This window comes from Paenibacillus sp. FSL R5-0928 (assembly GCF_037970385.1).
GTDB lineage: Bacteria > Bacillota > Bacilli > Paenibacillales > Paenibacillaceae > Paenibacillus_AQ > Paenibacillus_AQ odorifer.
This window is the reverse complement of the sequence record NZ_CP150225.1, coordinates 6296580-6317342: the sequence shown is the minus strand read 5'-3', so window position 1 is coordinate 6317342 and position 20763 is coordinate 6296580. Positions and strand designations below refer to the sequence as shown.

The window sequence follows — 20763 nt, the reverse complement described above, 5'->3', positions numbered from 1 at the left end:
TTAAAGGCTGCTTTAATTGAACTTAAGATTCTTCTATAAAGGTAATTGAGTGACTGCGGTGAATGTTTGGATTTTCGGCCGCCACTCCGCCACTCCTCCCTTTAGTGATTTTTAAGTTCAACTAACTCAGCTAATGGTGTAGGAGGAAAAAAGATGTCGCAGCTTAAGAAGGAAATGACAGTGGATGTCCTCGTGCTTGGCGGAGGTCCTGCTGGGGCGTGGTCGGCATGGAGTGCAGCCTCGCAAGGTGCAAAGGTAGTCCTGGCGGATAAGGGCTACTTGGGCACAAGTGGCGCAACTGCACCGGGTGGAACAACGTTGCTCGTTATCCCTCCCATTGCCGAGCTGCGGGAGCAGGCAGTGCAGGCCAGACTTAAGGCCGGCGGATATTTATCGGAGAATGCCTGGATTCACCGGGTGCTGGATCAGGTAGAGCAGAACCTGGCTCAAGTGGAGCAGTGGGGGTATCCGTTTCCGAAGGATGAAGAAGGAAACTCACTGCGTACCCATCTCCATGGACCAGAATATATGCGGATTATGCGAAAAGTTGTGCGCAAAGCAGGGGTCACAATTCTTGATCAGTCACCAGCGCTGGAACTTCTTCACGATGAACACGGTGTTGGTGGAGCGCGTGGGATCAACCGCCTGACAGGAGAGTCCTGGGAAGTGAAGGCAAATGCCGTTGTGATGGCTACCGGAGGTTGTGCTTTTCTCAGCAAAGGCCTTGGTTGCAACGTGCTGACAGGGGAAGGATTGTTGATGTCCGCAGAGGTGGGAGCTGATCTTTCGGGCATGGAATTCAGCCGCCAATATGCGCCAAGCTTTGCGGACGGAACCGTAACACGTGGCCGCATGCTGGCTTGGGCCACCCTTTATGATGCGGACGGTCATCCGTTGCATAGAGGGGATCGGACCTTTGGCAGCATTCCTGAGCTGATGCTGAAGGGTCCGGTTTACGCTTCGCTGGATCTGGCAGACACCGCGGAGAAACAGGATTTTCTGCGCAAAGCGCATCCGATTTTCTTTATGCCGCTGGAGCGGGCGGGAATTGATGCGTTTAAGCAGAAATTCCCGCTCACCCTGCGCTATGAGGGCACGATGCGCGGCACTGGGGGTCTGCGCTTGAGCGGCACGGATTGCCAGACGACCGTGCCCGGACTCTATGCGGCCGGAGATGCCGCATCTCGCGAGAAAGTGACCGGCGCCATCTCCGGCGGCGGGGCTTATAACGCTTCCTGGGCCATGTGCAGCGGAAGCTGGGCTGGACAGGGAGCCGCGCAGCATGCGCTGTCCTGCCGAGGACAGGCGAACAGCCGCAAGCTGACCGCAGCGGGACGCTACGGGCTGGCGGCTGGCGCCGATGCCTCGGAAACGCTGGAGGTGAAGCCGCTAATCGCGGCAATCCAGCGTGAAATCTTGCCGCTGCAGATCAATTATTTCCGCAGCGAGCCGGGCATTTCTTCAGCCTTGAAGCGGCTGAATGCCTTGATGCCCTATTTGAACGGGCAGGCTCCTGCCAGCGTTCAGGGCATCGTGCAATCGCGTGAAGCCGCGGCTATGCTCGCGGTCGGCAGGTGGATGTACACCGCAGCACTCGCCCGGAAAGAGACCCGCGGACTGCAAAAGCTAGCGGAATATCCGGAGCTTGATCCGCGCCAGACTCACCGGCTGATCTTATCCGGCATTCAACATATAAGCGTCAGTACAGAGGCTGTGCCCCATGCTCATGAACTGAATGCGCTGAAGGAGGGGCAAGCGATATGATCGAATTAATCAGCTTGGAGCGTTGTGTTGGTTGTAAGCTGTGTACGAAAGTATGTCCGACGAACGTATTCGAAATGCAGGGGAAGATTCCGGTCATTGCCCGTCAGGAAGATTGCCAGACCTGTTTCATGTGTGAAGCTTATTGTCCTGTAGATGCTTTATACGTGGCACCACAGGCGGATCAGCTGATCGGTGTAAATGAGGAGGCGCTGATTCAGTCAGGTGTGTTGGGAAGCTGGCGTGCTGAAATTGGCTGGGGACCAGGTGCGAATGGCTCGATGGCGGAGAGGGATACGACTCCTTATTTTGAAGTGTTTACGGAGCAGTACCGTACATGAATAAGCAGAGGCTTAAACCCAAAAAATCCGCCCGAAAGCTGGGCGGATTTTTCATATATTAGAAACTTACAGCAGGGCCTCGATAGCTGGTTCAATATCCAGCGGGTCCACCGTAGATTCGAATCTAGTGACAACATTGCCTTCGCGATCAATCAGGAATTTAGTGAAGTTCCACTTGATTTCGTCATTGTTCAGAGCCTCTGGATCTTTGTCTTCAAGCATGCTTTGCAGCAGCTTTCCTGAAGAATGGTTGATATCGAACCCTTCAAATCCAGCCTGTTCTGTTAGGTAGGTGAAAAGAGGGTGTTTAGCTTCGCCTTTTACGTCAACCTTTTCAAAGAGTGGGAAGGTTACCCCGTAATTAATTTGGCAAAATACATTAACCTCTTCATTGCTGCCGGGTTCTTGCTCTCCAAATTGATTGGAAGGAAAGCCGAGAATTTGGAGGCCACGTTCCTCGTACCGCTCATAAAGCTTTTGCAGATCTGAATATTGGTGGGTAAATCCGCACTTACTTGCTGTGTTCACTATCAGTAGTACTTTACCTTTGTATTGCTCTAGCTCGATATCTTTTCCCCGAATACTGCGTGCTGAATATTGATAAATGCTCATGGCTGCTACATCCCTTCAGTTATCTATGCTTTTTGAAAAAGAACAGGAAATATTTATAATAATTAAATTGTAAACAATTCAATTATCGCTGTCAAACAATACAGCTTGAAGGAATTGGAACCGTAATTGCCAGGTTGGAATAGGATAGATAATGGGTATGGATCAGTCAAACAAATTTATTGCGTTAAAGCTACTCTGCGTTCCATTATTATCTTGCATCGGGAACGTTTTTTGATTAAGATAGCAGAAACCAGCGCAAAAGCCGCGCTGACATAGATAAGGACTATGACGAAGAGAGTAAGCATTATAGCGGATCTTAACAGGGAAGGCGTGCCGGAGACTGAGAGCACCCTCATGAGACGATTAATGCCGAAGTTCACTTCCGAGTCGGCCCCTGAAGTAGTTTGTCACAGGTTGTGGCAGGTATGAGTAGGGAGGCCCGCGCCCCGCGTTACCGGGTGAAAGACAGAATTAATTCTTAGTCAGGGGAACATGAGATTCTATTCCTTTGTGCTAGTATTCGGGTTAATTCTAAATAAGGGTGGTACCACGGCTCCTCGTCCCTTGCGACGGGGGGCCTTTTTGCGTTCCAAATTATAACAAAAAGAGGGAGTGGAAGGGTAATGAGTAACGTGGAATTGGATGTTCTTAGAGGTCGTCTGGATGAAATTAATGGGCAATTGCTGGAGCTGATCTCCGAGCGGGCTAAGATTGTTCAGGAGATTGGAGTTGTTAAAGAAAAACAAGGTGTCCCTAAATTTGATCCAGAACGGGAAAAACAGATGCTGGATAAGCTCGTAGCGAGCAACAAAGGCCCTTTCACTAACGGGACGATCCGTAGCCTCTTCAAACAAATTTTCTCAGCTTCTCTGGACTTACAAACAGATGATCATAAAAAAACTTTACTGGTAGCCCGCAAGAGCCACAAAGAGGATACAGTGATTGTTCTGCCGGGAGATGTAACGGTTGGCGGTGCTTCTTCACTGATGGTAGCCGGTCCTTGCTCCGTGGAAAGTGAACTGCAGACTCGCACCGTAGCTGCCGCCCTGCAAAAAGCCGGAGTACGTGTAATGCGTGGCGGTGCCTTCAAGCCTCGGACTTCACCTTATGATTTCCAAGGGCTGGGAATGGACGGTTTAAGAATATTACGAGAAGCAGCAAATGAATATGGACTGCTGACCATCAGCGAAATTGTAGATGCAAGACATATTGAAGAGTCGCTTGATTATGTGGATATCATCCAGATTGGTGCACGTAATATGCATAATTTCGAGCTGCTAAAAGCGGTGGGAGAAGTCGACAAGCCGGTGCTGCTGAAACGTGGATTGGCTGCCACACTCGATGAATTCATCCATGCAGCGGAATACATCATGTCTCGTGGAAATACACAGATCATGCTGATTGAACGTGGAATTCGCACCTATGAAAAAGCGACCCGCAACACGCTTGATATCTCAGCAGTGCCAATTCTCAAACAGGAATGCCATTTGCCAGTATTGGTTGATGTAACTCACTCGACAGGCCGCAAAGACATCCTTATTCCATGTGCGAAAGCCGCACTCGCAGCTGGAGCTGACGGCATTATGGTGGAAGTGCATCCTGATCCTGCAACCGCATTGTCTGATGCCGCTCAGCAGCTGAACATTGATGAATTCAACACCTTCTTTAATGAAGTGAAAGCTTCCGGATTGTACCGGTAATCTAGAAATATAGAATTTGCATGATATTTTAAGGATTCGCTAGAAAATGAGGTGTATAAGCGCTTACAAGTCTAACTAATCTTTTTGTGAAGGTGAAGGTGGGTCGAGTACAATAAGCAACATTAGCGTTGCACCGGCCCCGGGTCTTTTCTGACAAAAGATCCACACATTTTAATAGTCACAGGAGGAAAATAGATTTTGAAGCAGCTTACCTTAAATAATGGGTGGTTTTCTAACACTCGAACCGATATTTTATCGGGGATGACCGTAGCCGTTGCGCTGATTCCTGAAGCGATCGCTTTTTCGATCCTGGCGGGAGTAAGTCCGATGGTTGGTTTATATGCCTCTTTTTGTATTGCGATTGTAACGGCACTTGCCGGGGGCAGACCCGGAATGATCTCGGCGGCTACGGGAGCTATGGCTCTGTTAGTCGGAAGTCTCGTACTAGAACACGGAATAGAGTATCTGTTCGCGGCAACTGTACTGGCTGGTGTGTTTCAGATATTGATGGGGATGCTAAAGCTGGGGCGGTTTATCACGTTTTTGCCACAGCCGGTCATGACAGGGTTTGTCAACGCGCTGGCGATACTGATTTTTATGGCACAGCTTACCCATTTTAAAGGACAAGGCTGGGTGATGTACGGACTGGTAGCTCTGACCTTGCTTATTATCTACATGGTTCCTCGGTTTACCAAAGCCGTACCTTCAGCACTTGTAGCGATCGTTATCGTTTCTGTTCTTAGCATCGCTCTTCATCTGGACGTAAGAACCGTAGGCGATATGGGGAATATTACAGCAACTTTGCCACTATTCCATCTCCCGCAAATCCCGTTCACGCTGGATACTCTGCTTATTATTTTGCCATATTCACTTTCACTGGCCGTAGTTGGGCTATTGGAATCACTGATGACTGCCACCTTAATAGACGATATTACGGGCACAGGTAGTGATAAGAACAGAGAGGCGAAGGGACAGGGGCTTGCAAATGTAGTCACTGGTTTTTTCGGAGGGATGGCAGGCTGTGCGATGATTGGCCAATCGATGGTTAACATGAAGTCAGGAGGACGCACGCGTCTGTCCACGTTTGTGTCAGGAATCTTTTTATTATTCCTAATTATCGTACTTGGCGATGTGGTGAAGCAGATCCCGATGGGCGCGCTCGTCGGCGTAATGATAATGGTCTGTATCAGCACCTTTGAATGGGGCTCACTCAAAACTTTAACCCGTGTTCCGCTAAGCGATGCGCTGGTTATGATTGTGACGGTGGTCACCGTGGTGGTTACAGACAACCTTTCTATTGGGGTTTTGTTTGGGGTTCTGCTAAGTGCTTTAACGTTTGCTTGGAAAATAGCTTCGATCCGCCTAACTGTTCAGGAAGCAACCTCTTCCAAGACATATGCGGTTTCCGGCCAGCTGTTCTTCGGCACGACAAGCCACTTCATTCATGAATTCGCCTACGAAAGCGATCCGGATCATATTATTATCGATTTTTCACACTCCCATGTGTGGGACCAATCCGCTGTCCATGCCATAGCGAAGACGATGAGCAAATACGCCGAGCATGGCAAAAAAGTCACCATTACAGGACTTAATGACCAGAGCTCACAGCTGGTTCAGCGGGTGGGATTATCATTACAGTAGGACATACAAAAAAATAACGGATACCCTCAAAAAAGATTGCGCTATGTGCGTGATCTTTTTTTTATAGCAGATATTTTCTGAAAGAAAAGGCCAGCAAGGTTTTACTTTGGGTTTAAAATAATATAAAGTATAAAGTGGATAATATTTATCCGCTTTATACGCGGACGGTATTATATACAGTTTGAATCAAGCTATTTACGTAAATCGAGGTGCTGTACATGCATATGAAAACAGGGGTAGAACAGTCGGTATATGCACTGGTTCTACTCAACATGCTGCCGGATAAGGCGGTGCTATCTGGGGAAGCGATTAGCCAGCAGCTCGGAGCATCGGCGACCTATTTTCAGAAACTGTTAAGAAAGCTGGTAACCGCAGACATCATCACGTCTGTTCCTGGCATTAAAGGCGGTTTTAAATTAAAGAAAAGCCCTGAAGATATTCGTGTATATGACGTTTACCTCGCGGTGGAAGGCCAGCAGTCGTTGTATTCATCGAATGGGATTCTGGTAGACATGTTGGATTTAGAAAAAGAAGACAGCTGCTGCCTGTTATCGAATCTGATGGAAGAAGCTGAATCCTCTTGGAAAGCTGTATTAAAGCGAGAGACTATTGCTTCGTTGTCGGAGGAAATGCGTGCTGAACGCTTTAAAGATAAGATTGCAGTCTTAGAGGAATGGGTCAGCAATAAAATGGTCATCTAACCAAAGAAGGGATGTATTCGCATGAGATTAAGCGTATTGGATCAGGCACCCGTGACAAGCGGTAACACAGCGGAAGGTGCCCTGAATAAAGCAGAAGAACTGGCTATTTTAGCAGATGAGCTGGGATATAGCAGAATGTGGATGGCAGAGCACCATGGCGGAAATACTTTTGCTAGCTCAGCTCCGGAAGTAACGGCTGCCCGTTTAGCCGCCAAGACCAACCGTATTCGAATCGGCACCGGCGGTGTAATGATGATGCATTATTCTCCTCTTAAGCTGGCGGAAGTATTTAAAACGTTAAGTGCTTTTTCCCCGGGGAGAATTGATTTCGGTGTGGGACGAGCTCCTGGTGGCGATACAAGCGCCATGTACGCTTTATCTGAAGGCCGTGAGTTAATGCTGCATAATATGTATGACAAGCTTGGCATTACCATGCAACTGCTTAGTGATCAGATTCCGGAAGATGAGCTATATGCCAAAAATCTCGCTGCTCCAACGAAGGTGGCGCTCCCTGAAGTATGGTTGTTAGGCTCGAGCGGCAATAGTGCGCGAAAAGCTGCACAAATGGGAGTCGGATACTCCTTCGCACAATTTTTTAATGGTGCGATGAGTAATGAGATCTTGGACCATTACCGGAATAACTACCAGCCTTCTATCTTTATGGACAAACCAGAGATCAGTGTATCCTATATGGTGACCACAGCAGAAACGAAGGAAGAAGCTGAGTATGAAGCGTTACCGCAGGATATTTTTCGGTTGATGATGAGTAAGGGCCGGATTACTCAGGTGCTGACACCAGAAGAAGCTCAGAACATTTCGTTATCGGAAATTGACCGGATGTCAATCAAGGAAGGGCGCAAGATTCATTTGGTTGGTGCGGTTAAAGACATCGCCGTACGTTTGCAAGAAGAACAAGCACAATATGGATTCCAAGAAGCAATGATATGCAGCATCCCACATTCGCAGGAGAAACGGCTAGAGGTTTACCGACTACTGGCGCGTGAACTGCTAGGCTCTTGATTCTTGATAGCTAACCTTAACCCGCATTTCATGCGGGTTTTTTGTATGCCAATTTAGCTTTTTGATCGATGCATACCCTCAAAAGACAATAAATTAACCCTACCGCCTCCTAAAAGTAACATTTGAATGCCTAACTTCATCTATGATTAATGAAAGATTAAATTATAAAAAGAGGCTAGGAAGTGATCAAGAGATGTTTCCTTTACATAAATCCATTACGCTGACAGCCTTGCTTCTAATGAATCTGCTTGCAGGTTGCCAACATCAGGTGGACCCATCCCCCCTTCAATCGGGTGACTACTACCACACCTCAAGACCGAAGCCAACAGACACCGCTGCTAACCTCATTAAGCTGGAGTGGAGGCTGGTGGATACAATGCCCATAGTCTCTCAACTAAGTGCTCCACCCACAGGCGCTACTTTGATTGCAGAGAAGAAGCTGGATGATTTCGGAGGAGTCAAAGTGAGTGTGTATACGATGGCTAGTGACGAAGACTATGTGTATGCCAGAACTTCTACTTCCAAAGGACAATACAGTCTAGGGGCGATAGGAACTTATAATTATCGTCAACCGGAGGATATCAAGGTAGAAGTAGTGCGGTTGTTTAGCGAAAAGGTGCTGAAAATCACCGGAGGACTAGGAGCAAATAACTCGCTCAGTAACTATTATTTAATCGACGAGAGCGGTAACCCCTCGGGTTTGCTGCAAATAGATACCGGACATTCCAAAGAACTGGATGTTGATCAGGATGGATCTTTTGAAGGGGTAGCCGCACATGGAAGTCCGATGAGTGCCTATATTTATCGCTGGAATATTGATCACGCTGAGGTAACATACGTTAATGATGCTTTAAAGGCAGACTCCGTGGTGCTAACGGATGAAGGAATATATGAAGCTTCTAATATCGGGGACAAGCAGAGCAGAAGATTTCGGTTGACCGTAGAAGGACTGATCTCAGAGCGGTAACGCCATGACCACTGCTGTTGAAATATTTCCTGCGACCATTTACCCCAAACCTCCGTATAGACGGTTAAGCTTGAATGATTATCCATAATCTAGGAGGGGTATTGGATGAATATGCAAATGAATCCGAAATTGAAACAGCTGCGCCCGGGAAAAATAGTCAGCGGGATTGCAGCGGTGCTCATTGTATTGTTGATTGGCGCGAATTCTTTCGTATCAGTGGAATATGGGCATGTAGGTTTGTACAAAACCTTTGGTAAATTAAATGACAATACATTGTCACCCGGCATTCATTTTAAAATTCCGTTTATCCAAACGGTGATTCAGGTCAATACACAGGTAACGAAGGCGGAGACCGATACTTCAGCCTCTTCAAAGGATCTTCAGCCCGTGTCCACACATGTGGCGGTGAACTATTCCGTAAATAAGGCTTCCGCCTTTAATCTGATGAACAATATCGGAGGTAATTTTGATAGTGTAATTATCAATCCGGCCATTCAAGAAATCGTTAAAGAAGTGACAGCCAAATATCCAGCAGAGGATTTGATTACGCGTCGTGATGTAGTGTCGAGTGAGATTAGTGAGCACTTAACCGCTAGGCTGGCAAAATATGACCTGATCGTCAACGATATTAACATCGTTAACTTTAAATTCTCGGAGGCATTTAACCAGTCGATTGAAGCAAAGCAGGTCGCCCAGCAGCAGGCATTGAAGGCCGAAAATGATCTCCGGCGGATTGAAATTGAAGCGAAGCAAAAAATCGCCCAGGCGCAAGCAGAGGCTGAATCTTTAAGACTTAAGAAGCAAGAGGTTACACCTGAGCTGGTGCAGCTGAAGCAAATTGAGGTTCAGGAGAAAGCGCTGGAAAAATGGAACGGCGTGCTGCCATCTGTAACAGGGGGAGCCACACCTTTTGTGGATGTTCAATCCCTGACTAAATAATTCATTATTGGGTTTCTGATTTATTTCACAATTTGCTTTATGCCAATAGCGGCTCGAACGCCAAGATGCCTCCCATTTACCTTATGTAATTCCGGGATTGGCTATACGGACACTCCCTAGTTTATCAACAACTGCTCCTCTGATAGGAAAGCCCTACTTCTATAGAAGTAGGGCTTTTTATACTATTAATATTGATAAAGCATCGTAGGAATTTGCCAGCCAGCGCCAACTGACCAAAAGAAGACATAATCGCCACGTTTGATTCGTCCGTCCTCGACTCCGCGTTGAAAGGCGATAAAAGGACTGCTTGTGGCTGTATAGCCGAACTCGTCGCCTACATAAATGAACTTCTCTGCGGTTAGTCCGAGTCCGATTTGGATGAGCTCGATATTTTTCAGTGAGAATTGTGAAAGACAGAATGCAGAGATATCGTCCGTAGTCAGGCCGTTGCGTGAGAGAAGCTCTTTCATATCCGCTATAGCTGCGTCTACACACACTGTACCGTCAAAAGGGGTCCACCGTATCCGAATCTGCTCTGGGGTCATACCCTCTTGATAAATATTCGACAGGCCGCAGGCCGGGAACATAATATTCTCGGAGCCCTCAGAATCGGTGTAATAAAGGGAATCTATGAAGCCTGCATGCTCGTTGCTGCGCTCCAGAATCACTGCTGCTGCGGCGTCCCCAAAGTTAGGGTAAGTAATTTCATCATCTGTATTGCAGTTCACTGAACTGTAGTCGCTTCCTACGACGAGTGCGTACCTGATGCTGGGATTGGCTTGCATATAACGACTTGTCTGCTCCACGGCAGATACCATTCCTGCGCAGTTAGCATTGGAATCCTGCGTAATGGTCCGGTGTTTACCTTGAAGCATACAGTGTAGTAGAAGTGCATTGGTAGGATAGGTGTACTCTGGCGTCTGTGAAGCGAACATGATCATGTCCATATCCTCACCTTGCAAATTCGCTTCGCTAAGCACTTTTTGGGCAGCCTTTAATCCCATCGTCAGGGCATTTTCACCCTGTTCTTTTACGATGTATCTCCGGTCGCGACCCATGACTTCTAGGAATCGTTTGATGTCCTTGCCCATACTCTGAAAATGCTTCAGATAATATTCGTTATCTACGATATGCTCTGGGTGGTAATAAGCAGCTTGGCGAATCGTTATATGTCCCAAGTGGCGCCTCCTATGCTTCAATAATTTCGTAATTTTCTAATTTCGTAGCCCGTGCCACTCGGCTTAGCTGCATTTTTAGGACAGGGCTTTTGGCAATAATAAAGGTTACTTTTTTAAATCCGGATTGTTTATACAGTATGTAGCATTGCTCAAGCATGGGAAGTGTGTCCTTTGAGGATACATTCAATGTCTTGCAATCTAGGATGATCTCATATTGTTTCGGGTCGAATGCACTTATGATTTGGTTGTATTCATTAATGAAACGTCCTGCATCTTCTGGCGACATAGTTCCTTCGACTTGTACATTCAGTTTTTGATCTGCAGCATTTGTGGCGAAATTGAAGTTTCCCATTTTTGATTAATCTCCTCCTAAGTATTATCTAAGAAAAATTTTGATGAATAGGATAAAAAAACCTATTTATCTAAGACTATTATCGTATTTTTAATTGGGAAAGTTTAGGGGATTAAACCTTTATTTTTTTAAAAAGATAATTTAGGGAATGATAAACTACTTAAAATCCATAAAATCTGCACAAATTAAGGTTTGAGGTAGGCATGCTCACCCTGTTTGCTTTGCAAAGCAGAGTTCTATTGGTATGATTACAGAGATGAAAAAAACTACTATCCAAATCATGGAGGAATAATAAAAATGAGCGAAATTACACTATCGGGGATTATTGATCATACACTGCTTAAAGCAGATGCACGGAAAGAAGACATTATTAAATTGGCGGAGGAAGCTAAAACTTATAAGTTTGCTTCTGTCTGCGTAAACCCAGCTTGGGTAGCTACTGCCCATGAAGTGCTGAAAGATACGCCTGAGGTTAAAGTATGTACAGTTATCGGCTTCCCGCTGGGATCATCGACAACAGAGAGCAAAGCATTCGAGACTACCGATGCTATCGCTAAAGGTGCTGGCGAGGTGGACATGGTCATCAATATCGGAGCATTAAAAGATGGCAACGATGAGCTGGTTAAACGTGATATTGCAGCCGTTGTAGATGCAGCTCGTGGCAAAGCACTGACAAAAGTCATCATTGAGGCTTGTCTGTTAACGGAAGAAGAAAAAGTTCGTGCCTGCAAGCTATCTGTTGAGGCTGGAGCAGATTACGTAAAAACATCCACTGGATTCTCTACAGGCGGGGCAACGAAAGAAGATATCGCGCTTATGCGTGCTACAGTTGGACCTAATATTGGTGTAAAAGCTTCCGGTGGTGTACGTAGTGCAGAAGATGCACATGTAATGGTACAAGCAGGTGCAAGCCGTATTGGAACTAGTGGTGGTGTAGCGATTGCTAAAGGCGAAACAAGCCAAAGCAATTACTAAGCCGAGGGGCTGAATCGGAAGCGGCGAGTGAGGAGGACAAGCTCAATCGCCGCTGTCCTGATTCAAGCTATTAACCGATCAGTTTGATTAGGAATTGTGTTTTATACATAAGGTTGAGGTTTTTATTAATTTATATTGAAAGCGTTATCCAGTAGGTAGAGGACACTAGCAGAAGCATTTGACCAAAGTACAATAATTCACACCGGAATAATGAGATTTTTTTCTTTTCAAATGATGTGGTTTGTGAGAGAATGAGTACAATTCAAAATTGTTAATCATTTCTATACTTAATTATAGGGGAGGAAATACCTATGTCAGAAGATCGCAAGCTGTCGTTTGAAACTTTGGCTGTCCATGCAGGCCAGGAAATTGATCCAACTACTTTCTCACGTGCTGTACCGCTTTATCAGACCACTTCCTACGGGTTCCGTGATGCTGATCATGCAGCCGATCTGTTCGCGCTTAAAGAATTCGGCAATATTTATACTCGGCTGATGAACCCAACTACGGATGTATTTGAACAGCGTGTGGCGGCACTTGAAGGTGGGGCAGGTGCGCTTGCTACAGCTTCCGGGGCAGCGGCTATTTCCTTTTCCATTCTAAATATTGCGGGCGCTGGGGATGAAATTGTATCTGCTGCAAGCCTGTATGGCGGAACTTATAATCTTTTCTCGACAACACTGCCTAAGCTTGGTATTAAGGTTCATTTCGTAGATTCGGATAATCCTGAGAACTTCCGTGCTGCGATTACAGATAAGACCAAAGCTTTGTATGCAGAAACAATCGGCAACCCACAGGGAAATGTTCTGGATATTGCGGCAGTTGCAGCGATTGCCCATGAACATGGGATTCCTCTCATCGTAGACAATACGTTCCCAAGTCCATATTTATTGCGTCCGATTGAGCATGGCGCGGACATTGTTGTCCATTCAGCAACCAAATTCATCGGTGGACATGGTACATCCATTGGTGGGATTATTGTTGACGGTGGTAAATTTGATTGGAAGGCAAGCGGTAAATTCCCAGGTCTTACGGAGCCAGATCCAAGCTATCATGGAGTGGTTTATACGGAAGCGGTGGGCCCGGTTGCTTATATTATTAAAGCCCGCGTTCAATTGCTTCGCGATTTAGGGGCGGCGATTTCTCCGTTCAACTCTTGGATGCTGCTGCAAGGTCTGGAGACTCTTCATTTGCGGATGGAACGTCATAGCCAGAATGCGCTGAAGGTAGCACAATATTTGGAGGCACACTCCGATGTGGAATGGGTAAGTTATTCGGGACTTCCTACGCATCCATCTCATGAATTAGCGCAAAAGTATTTGCCTAAAGGCCAAGGTGCGATCCTTACTTTTGGTATTAAAGGTGGAAGTGCTGCGGGACGTAAATTGATTGAGAATGTGAAGCTGTTCTCTCATTTAGCGAATGTTGGGGATTCCAAGTCATTGATCATCCACCCAGCAAGCACAACACATGCACAACTGTCGGATGAAGAGCAAATCACAGCCGGAGTAACGCCGGAATTGCTGCGTTTGTCGATCGGGACGGAATCCATTGATGATATTATCTATGATCTGGAGCAAGCTATTGCAGCCAGTCAACAATAGAAGTTTATATTTCGAAAAGCATTACCGCTCTGCGGTGATGCTTTTTTTGTTGCCTAAAAAAGTTGGAATATTCATCGGATTTGGCAACGCTTGCATATTTCAGGTGTGGCTCCCGTATTTATAAGTGAGGTAATGAAATGTCGGTCGCTTATGTTATATAGCTTGGCATACCGGCAGCAATCCAAAGATAAAGGGTGGGTGCGAGGATGAAGGGTGAACGTCAGCAGGATGGTTTGCGGAGTAGTGAAGAGCGCCCGTTCAAGTTCATGTATAAGGCTGGTGATCGGACTGTGGGAATGGAAATGAGCCAAGCTGGGTCCGTAGCCTCGGCTGCCGCAGAATTTATCGCTGGAGTAGAGCAGAGGGATGTCATTGAGCCTTTGAAGCGGTCTTATTATAAGCGGCCGGGGGAACCATCGACATTCCTAGTGCTGCGTGAAGGAAGAGAAGAACGTCTTGCTGGACGGGAAGGAACAAGGACTGCTCAAGCGGGCCCTTGTTTGATACGGAGTGAGGAATGGCTGCTGGAACCAGAGCTGTTCTGTCTTTATGAGAACTGGTTATCTAGCGAGGATGAACTGCAAGCAGCCCGGATTCTGCAGCGAATCTCTTATCGTCTGCGCGCAGCTGCTGCCGAACTGCTCGAATCGCCGGATGGCGAATGGGCAGCGGTCACCCTGCTGCATCCAGAGTCGCTTGCGGTGGCGCAGCCCGCCAAGCTTGCCGCGCTTCAGGACGCGCAGCTCGAAGCGCTGTTCGCTGCGGTGGCGGAGAGCCAGCGGCAAGGCGGCGATTGCCGCCTTGACCTGCTGGTCGCCTACACCGCAAGCGCAGCCGAATTCGCCGCGAAGCGCGAATTCATCGAAGACGTGGCCGATCAGACACTCGGCCACGCTTATGCGGCGGCATGCCGCATCGGGGTGCTGATCGCGCCCGATGTGGAGCCTGCCGCCGCTGCGGAAATCGCGCGTATCGCCGATTTCCTAGTGCTGGACGGCGCGGCGGGCGAACACGCGCCGGAAGAGACCGCCGCGGAGGACTTCGCCCTGGCGGCGGGGAAGATCTTTGCCGCCGTGACGAGCGTGAAGCCGGCGGCGGTGGTGCTCGCCGCGGGGACACCGGCAGCGTCGGCTTTGGCCGATCTGTATCAGATCGGGCTCAGCGGGATCTTTTGCAGCGCCGGTCAGCGGACCGAAGCGCTGCTGAGAGCGGCCTGCCTGATCTGGATCGCCAGGCAGCGAGAAACGCTGGATACTGCCGCCGGTGGAAGGCAGTAAGCTTTTTCTGATGAACGATACGGTGCAGTTCATATAAGAATCGTAAAAAGACTTCAGAGCAGCGATTATCCGGTTATCGGAGAATCGTTGCTTTGTTTTTTTGGTCGTTAGCTGCCTGCTTCAACAGCGTATATATAACCCATTACTCAATCACTATACTCAACCTCCATGCTCAATACTGTACCCAACCTCCGTACTCCCACCCTGTGCCCAACCACCGTACTTAAACTAATCTTCACTCATGCTTTGCATTTAAACTCCGCCTCAACCTCCTGAACTCCCACCCTGTGCCCAACCACCGTACTAATACCCTGCGCTCAACCTCCGCACTTAAACTAATCAGCACTCAAACTAGGCACTAACCTCCGCCCCCCTCAACCCCCGATGCTTAAGGACCCAGATGACGCTATTTGCCTGATTTCAGCTTTTTAAGCATGGTTTCGGACACCGGAGACGCTATTCGTTAGGAAGAGGTACATATTTGGTGCTTTTCAAGTCAATAGCTGCAATGGGGTCCGTTAGAATACCAAATGTGTTTAAAACCAGCGATTAGGGTCAGCTGAGTCCTATATAGCTACTCAAACTAACTGCACGCAAACTCTGTACTATCACCAGTAGCTGCAGCGCAACATTAGTTTTGGAACATTCACATTTGTTTCCAGCATCTTCTTACATTTTACATAAACAGGATATTGACAGTGGAGGCTCGAATTTTATTAGCATCTTACTGAATAGGAGTGCTGTAGATGTCCACGAATTTTAGAGTTGGCTTGCAAAAGGTCGTAGATCATTCTTACGATATTGAGATTGGGGAAGGTCTTTTTGGCGCTCTGATTGAGGATTTAAAACGTGGAATTGTCGAGAATGTAAGCAAATTCGCGATTATTACAGATTCCAAAGTTGAAGCCCTGTATGGGCAAGCCTTGCTGGAACAACTGCTTCAGAATGATTTTCAAGCGGAGCTTTTTTCTTTCCCTGCTGGAGAGAAGTCCAAAACCCGAGAAACGAAGGCAGAGCTGGAGGATCGGCTATTAAGCCGTTCTTATGGACGAGATTGCTGTATCCTTGCCATTGGAGGCGGGGCGGTAACGGATTTGGCAGGTTTTTTGGCTGGAACATTTGGTCGGGGAGTGCCAAGTTTGAACTATGCAACTACCCTTTTAGCAGCAGCGGATGCTTCTATTGGTGGTAAAACGGGCGTGAATACACCGGTTGCAACCAATCTAATTGGTGTTTTTCATCAGCCTAAAAAGGTCTACATCGACCTAGCCACTTGGAGAACGCTTCCGGTACGTGAGCTTCGCAGTGGTTTGGCTGAAACAATCAAACATGCCTGCATCGCGGATGCTGACTTTTTTGAGTTTCTTGAACAGAATATGGAGCGAGTTGTCTCCTTAGAAGGCGAACTTGTATTAGATCGAGAGGTTTGCGAACGGATTGCTTTTCATAATTGTGAGATCAAGTACAGCGTGGTGGAAAAGGACGAACTGGAGAGCAACCTGCGCCAAATTCTAAATTTGGGGCATACTGCTGGCCGAGCGTTAGAGGCTTTAAGTGGTTATGAATTATTACATGGTGAAGCTATTGCGATTGGACTCGCGGTTCAGGTGCAGCTGGCAGAGCAGTTGGGGTATGTAACGGCTGACGAAACTCAGCGTATGATTGCTTTGTTGAAGAAGGCGGGACTTCCGACTGAAATACCAGCAACCATTACAAATAGAATGCTGATCGATAAGATGTATACGGATAAAAAGGTTCGCAAAGGGCGTATACGGTTTGTGTTCCAAGCTGGAATTGGAGTGATGAAGTCTTTTGAAGGTGGAGCTTATTCGACGCCAGTCGAAGAGCAAGTCCTATCCGAGCTTTTAAATAAAATACGCAGTTAAGATAGGAAAACGTTATTTTAAATTTATGACGAATAGCCCAGAAGGTAGGGTTTACTTTTTCGTTCAAGGTGGTATTATTAAAATATAAGTTGCACTAAGGAAATATAGTTGTACTGTTGCAACAATGATTATCATTCTCACTACTCATAGTTATCATTCATGCTGTCCCGGCTAAGCCGGGGCAGCATGTGTCATTTTAGGGGTCTTAAGAATGGCTCTCATTATCATTTAGACAAAACAAAGCGTGTGCTCCCGAAGCAAGTTTTGTTGCGAAGAGAAGTCAATGAAGTAATCCTACACAAAACTTTCAGGATGGTGATTATTATGCAAGCAACATCAAAACATTTACCCCAGCAAACCTCAATCTCCGGCAGCATGAAGAAACCAGGCGCTCCAAAACGCCGGTTCGATGTGAGAGCCATGCTCAGCAACTCCGAGATGCAGGCTGCGCTTGGCAGCGGAGTGCTTATGCTTTTTGCTTGGGCTATGGGTAGCTGGTCAGAAGTTTTCTCTATAGTACTTTATGTTATTTCGTATACCATTGGTGGCTGGAACAAAGCCAAAGAAGGCGTTGAGACGCTCGTCAAAGAACGTGATCTCGATGTGAACCTGCTGATGATTGCGGCTGCACTAGGCGCAGCTACCATTGGGTACTGGAATGAAGGTGCTATGCTCATCTTTATTTTTGCGCTTAGTGGAGCACTTGAGAGCTATACGATGGAACGGAGTAAGAAGGATATTTCCTCACTTATGGCCTTAAAACCAGCCACAGCCATGCGGATTGAAAAAGGAAGCATGAACGAGGTAGCTATTGATCAGTTAGTAATCGGAGATCTGTTGCTTGTACGTCCAGGGGATCTTATTCCTGCAGATGGTAAGGTGTACAGAGGAGAATCGGCAGTAGATCAGGCTTCCATTACAGGAGAGTCAGTGCCTGTTGAAAAATGTGCCGGCAGCGAAGTATTCGCAGGTACGGTCAATGGAGAAGGTCCTCTTTATATTGAAGTAACGAAATCAGCAGAGAACACACTTTTTTCCAAGATCATTAAGATGGTAGAAGAAGCAGAGACGGATGTTCCAAATTCACAGCGATTCATTAAAAGACTGGAAGCCATCTATGCACGGGTAGTTGTCGCCTCGACTGTGGCTCTTATTTTCCTTCCACCCTTTTTGCTGGACTGGAGCTGGAGCGCAACCTTTTATAAAGCGATGGTTTTTCTTGTAGTAGCCTCGCCTTGTGCGTTGGTCTCATCGATTATGCCTGCGATGCTGTCGGCTATTTCCAAAAGTGCGCGAAAAGGGATTTTATTTAAAGGCGGGGTCCACCTCGAAAATATGGCCCGGACCTCTGTTGTAGCTTTTGATAAGACAGGGACCCTTACAGAGGGAACTCCGCAGGTGACAGACTTTATTGCAGCTGAAGGCTACAACCGGGAAGAATTACTGGCGATTAGCGCATCCATTGAGCATATGTCCCGCCATCCATTGGCGGAAGCCATTGTGCGTAAAGCTGAGGAAGAATATCTGGAGCTGCGAGGTGTGCAGGAAAGTAAAACCATCACTGGCTGGGGAATTGAAGGTCAAGTTGACGGGCATCTCTGGAAAATTGGTAAGTCCAATTTACTGGATGAGCTGACTTCGTCTGCGATGGATTCTGAGCTAGCATTCTGGAGAACTAAACGGCAGCAGTTGGCGGAAGAGGGGAAGACTGTCTCCATTATTTTGGACGGTGAGCATATTGCAGGTATGATTGCATTGCAGGATACAGTTCGCCCACAAGCAGAAGCTGCAGTGCGGAAGCTGCAGGAGCTGGGGATTAAAGTGGCTATGCTTACGGGTGACCGGGAAGCTACAGCAAAAGTTATTGCGGCTTCAACCGGAGTAGATTTAGTATTTGCCGACCTTTTACCAGAGGATAAAGTAAAGCATATTAAGGCGCTTCGTGAAAAGCACGGTAATGTTGTGATGGTGGGTGACGGTGTGAATGATGCGCCTGCTCTGGCTACAGCGACTGTTGGCATGGGTATGGGCATGAAAGGCAGTGGTGCAGCGCTTGAGATAGCCGATGTAGTGCTTATGAATGATAATATTGAAGAGATCGCCTCGACCATTTCATTGGCACGGCGTTCACAGCGTATTGTGAAGCAAAATATGATTTTTGCTGTAACAGTAATCGCGGTTCTGATGATCAGTAACTTTGTGCAGGGCATCGCCCTTCCTTTTGGCGTGATCGGTCATGAAGGCAGTACGATATTAGTTATTCTTAATGGGCTGCGATTGTTGCGGTAAGAGGTCAGTGATGTTATTGCGCATTATTTATTGCCAAAAATTAAATTGTTCACAAATGATTTTTTCCTGAGGGAGTCTGGCTTATTGACATTTTTGCTTTCAGTTAGCATAATTAAGACTACATTATAATTATTTTAAATAAGAAGCGACGTCACTGCCGTCTAATTCAAGGAGGATATAGATATGTATAAATCAATAATTGTTGGAACCGGACCGGCGGGGTTGACTGCTGCTATCTACTTGGCTCGTGCCAATTTGAACCCACTAGTAATCGAAGGACCCCAACCTGGCGGACAATTGACCACCACTACAGAAGTGGAGAATTTCCCGGGATTTCCTGATGGGATTATGGGTCCAGACTTAATGGATAATATGCGTAAACAAGCTGAACGTTTTGGTGCGGAATTCCGTACGGGTTGGGTGAACAGTGTAGAACTTGGAGAACGTCCTTTTAAGCTTAATGTTGAAGGGTTGGGTGTTCTTACGACGGATACCTTGATCATTTCCACTGGCGCTACGGCAAAATACCTCGGTATCCCAGGCGAACAGGATAATGTGGGACGCGGTGTGAGCACCTGTGCTACCTGTGATGGATTCTTCTTCCGTAATAAAGAGATCGTGGTTGTTGGCGGTGGTGATTCTGCGCTTGAGGAAGCGGGTTTCTTGACTCGTTTTGCCTCCAAAGTAACTTTGGTACACCGTCGTGAAGAACTACGTGCTTCCAAGATCATGCAGGATCGCGTTCGCGATAATGTTAAAGTAGCTTGGAGCCTGAATCGTACTCCTCTGGAAGTAACTTCTGGAGATAAAGGCGTGAGTGGACTAAAAGTGCTGAACAATGAGACAGGACAAGAAGAAATCATTGAAGCAAGCGGAGTGTTTGTGGCAATTGGCCACCATCCTAACACTGCATTCTTGGGTGGACAAATCACAACTAATGCTGAAGGTTATATCATGACTAATCCCGGTACTTCTGAAACTAATATCCCAGGCGTATTCGCTTGTGGTGATGTGCAGGATACCCGTTATAGACAAGCGATTACGGCAGCAGGCAGTGGATGTATGGCAGCTATGGATGCTGAGAAATACATTGAAAGTCTGGAACATAGCGCGGTCATTCTGTAATTTGGTATAGAAAACTCCCAGTGCTACAATAAATAACATAACTGTAATCTTCCATAGGAGGTCTAATGATGGAAAATGTAATTGTATATACTTCAACAAATTGTCCACATTGCCGTCAGGTGAAGAGCTTTTTGAGCGAAAAAGGCGTAGCCTATGAAGAACGTAACATCGAGCAGAATGATGATTACGCACAGCAGGTTTGGGATATGGGAATGAGAGCTGTTCCTGTAACTGTAATTGGTGAGTACAAAATCGTGGGGATGAACAAAACTCAGTTCGACAAAGCATTGGCGACTGTTAATTAAATAAGATTTCTGCGAAGAAATTCAAAAGGTCGCTTCCATTTTGGAGGTGACCTTTTTGTGGTCTAGGTATACAAAAATAGCCTGACGCTT

Annotated in this window: 18 protein-coding genes; 15 read left to right on the top strand and 3 right to left on the bottom strand. The window is 46.8% G+C overall.

What is annotated here, in order from left to right; genetic code table 11:
- Nucleotides 1-153 precede the first annotated feature (153 nt).
- Entirely contained in the window at nt 154-1764 is a 1611-nt protein-coding gene (locus MKZ16_RS28530; RefSeq protein WP_076099943.1) for an FAD-binding protein, read from the top strand.
- Nucleotides 1761-2102, top strand: coding sequence for a 4Fe-4S binding protein (locus tag MKZ16_RS28525; protein WP_076099941.1), 342 nt, complete (start codon nt 1761-1763; stop codon nt 2100-2102). Before MKZ16_RS28530 ends, MKZ16_RS28525 begins: the two co-directional genes overlap by 4 nt.
- Before the next feature lie 66 nt (nt 2103-2168).
- On the opposite strand, the gene MKZ16_RS28520 is transcribed toward MKZ16_RS28525, so the two are convergent.
- Nucleotides 2169-2714, bottom strand: coding sequence for a glutathione peroxidase (locus MKZ16_RS28520; protein ID WP_038573366.1), 546 nt, complete (start codon nt 2712-2714; stop codon nt 2169-2171).
- 623 nt (nt 2715-3337) lie between these two features.
- Between MKZ16_RS28520 and MKZ16_RS28515 the strand changes: the two genes are divergently transcribed.
- The 6 genes from MKZ16_RS28515 (at nt 3338) to MKZ16_RS28490 (ending at nt 9682) form a co-directional block, all read left to right on the top strand.
- A complete protein-coding gene (locus MKZ16_RS28515) occupies nt 3338-4414 on the top strand; it encodes a bifunctional 3-deoxy-7-phosphoheptulonate synthase/chorismate mutase (protein WP_076099939.1) in 1077 nt (358 codons plus the stop codon).
- 261 nt (nt 4415-4675) lie between these two features.
- Nucleotides 4676-6055, top strand: coding sequence for a SulP family inorganic anion transporter (locus tag MKZ16_RS28510; RefSeq protein WP_256715447.1), 1380 nt, complete (start codon nt 4676-4678; stop codon nt 6053-6055).
- Between the two features lie 218 nt (nt 6056-6273).
- Nucleotides 6274-6756, top strand: coding sequence for an Rrf2 family transcriptional regulator (locus MKZ16_RS28505; protein ID WP_038573363.1), 483 nt, complete (start codon nt 6274-6276; stop codon nt 6754-6756).
- Nucleotides 6757-6777: 21 nt separating this feature from the next.
- Entirely contained in the window at nt 6778-7776 is a 999-nt protein-coding gene (locus MKZ16_RS28500) for an LLM class flavin-dependent oxidoreductase (protein ID WP_038573362.1), read from the top strand.
- Nucleotides 7777-7969: 193 nt separating this feature from the next.
- Nucleotides 7970-8743: a hypothetical protein gene (locus MKZ16_RS28495; protein WP_076099935.1), complete on the top strand. Its 774-nt coding sequence runs from the start codon at nt 7970-7972 to the stop codon at nt 8741-8743.
- A 105-nt stretch (nt 8744-8848) separates the two neighbouring features.
- The gene (locus tag MKZ16_RS28490) at nt 8849-9682 is read left to right on the top strand and encodes a prohibitin family protein (RefSeq protein WP_036680268.1); all 834 of its coding nucleotides are present in this window, start codon (nt 8849-8851) and stop codon (nt 9680-9682) included.
- Nucleotides 9683-9867: 185 nt separating this feature from the next.
- On the opposite strand, the gene MKZ16_RS28485 is transcribed toward MKZ16_RS28490, so the two are convergent.
- Nucleotides 9868-10860, bottom strand: coding sequence for a ketoacyl-ACP synthase III (locus MKZ16_RS28485; RefSeq protein ID WP_076104184.1), 993 nt, complete (start codon nt 10858-10860; stop codon nt 9868-9870).
- Between the two features lie 10 nt (nt 10861-10870).
- Nucleotides 10871-11212 (bottom strand): hypothetical protein, encoded by a 342-nt coding sequence (locus MKZ16_RS28480; protein ID WP_076099934.1) that lies wholly within the window; start codon nt 11210-11212, stop codon nt 10871-10873.
- A 297-nt stretch (nt 11213-11509) separates the two neighbouring features.
- On the opposite strand from MKZ16_RS28480, the gene deoC reads away from it, so the two are divergent.
- From deoC to MKZ16_RS28445, 7 genes are all read left to right on the top strand, one after another.
- Nucleotides 11510-12187: a deoxyribose-phosphate aldolase gene (gene deoC / locus MKZ16_RS28475; RefSeq protein ID WP_036680262.1), complete on the top strand. Its 678-nt coding sequence runs from the start codon at nt 11510-11512 to the stop codon at nt 12185-12187.
- 311 nt (nt 12188-12498) lie between these two features.
- Nucleotides 12499-13791: a homocysteine synthase gene (locus MKZ16_RS28470; protein WP_038573355.1), complete on the top strand. Its 1293-nt coding sequence runs from the start codon at nt 12499-12501 to the stop codon at nt 13789-13791.
- 206 nt (nt 13792-13997) lie between these two features.
- Nucleotides 13998-15068 carry a hypothetical protein gene (locus tag MKZ16_RS28465; RefSeq protein WP_038573354.1) on the top strand — a complete coding sequence of 357 codons (1071 nt, stop codon included), beginning with the start codon at nt 13998-14000 and terminating at the stop codon, nt 15066-15068.
- A 746-nt stretch (nt 15069-15814) separates the two neighbouring features.
- Nucleotides 15815-16954, top strand: coding sequence for a 3-dehydroquinate synthase (aroB, locus tag MKZ16_RS28460; protein WP_038573352.1), 1140 nt, complete (start codon nt 15815-15817; stop codon nt 16952-16954).
- A gap of 324 nt (nt 16955-17278) precedes the next feature.
- Nucleotides 17279-19243, top strand: a complete 1965-nt coding sequence (locus MKZ16_RS28455) for a heavy metal translocating P-type ATPase (protein ID WP_076104185.1) — start codon at nt 17279-17281, stop codon at nt 19241-19243.
- A gap of 183 nt (nt 19244-19426) precedes the next feature.
- A complete protein-coding gene (gene trxB / locus MKZ16_RS28450) occupies nt 19427-20368 on the top strand; it encodes a thioredoxin-disulfide reductase (RefSeq protein ID WP_036680254.1) in 942 nt (313 codons plus the stop codon).
- 68 nt (nt 20369-20436) lie between these two features.
- A complete protein-coding gene (locus MKZ16_RS28445) occupies nt 20437-20673 on the top strand; it encodes a glutaredoxin family protein (protein ID WP_036680252.1) in 237 nt (78 codons plus the stop codon).
- Nucleotides 20674-20763 lie beyond the last annotated feature (90 nt).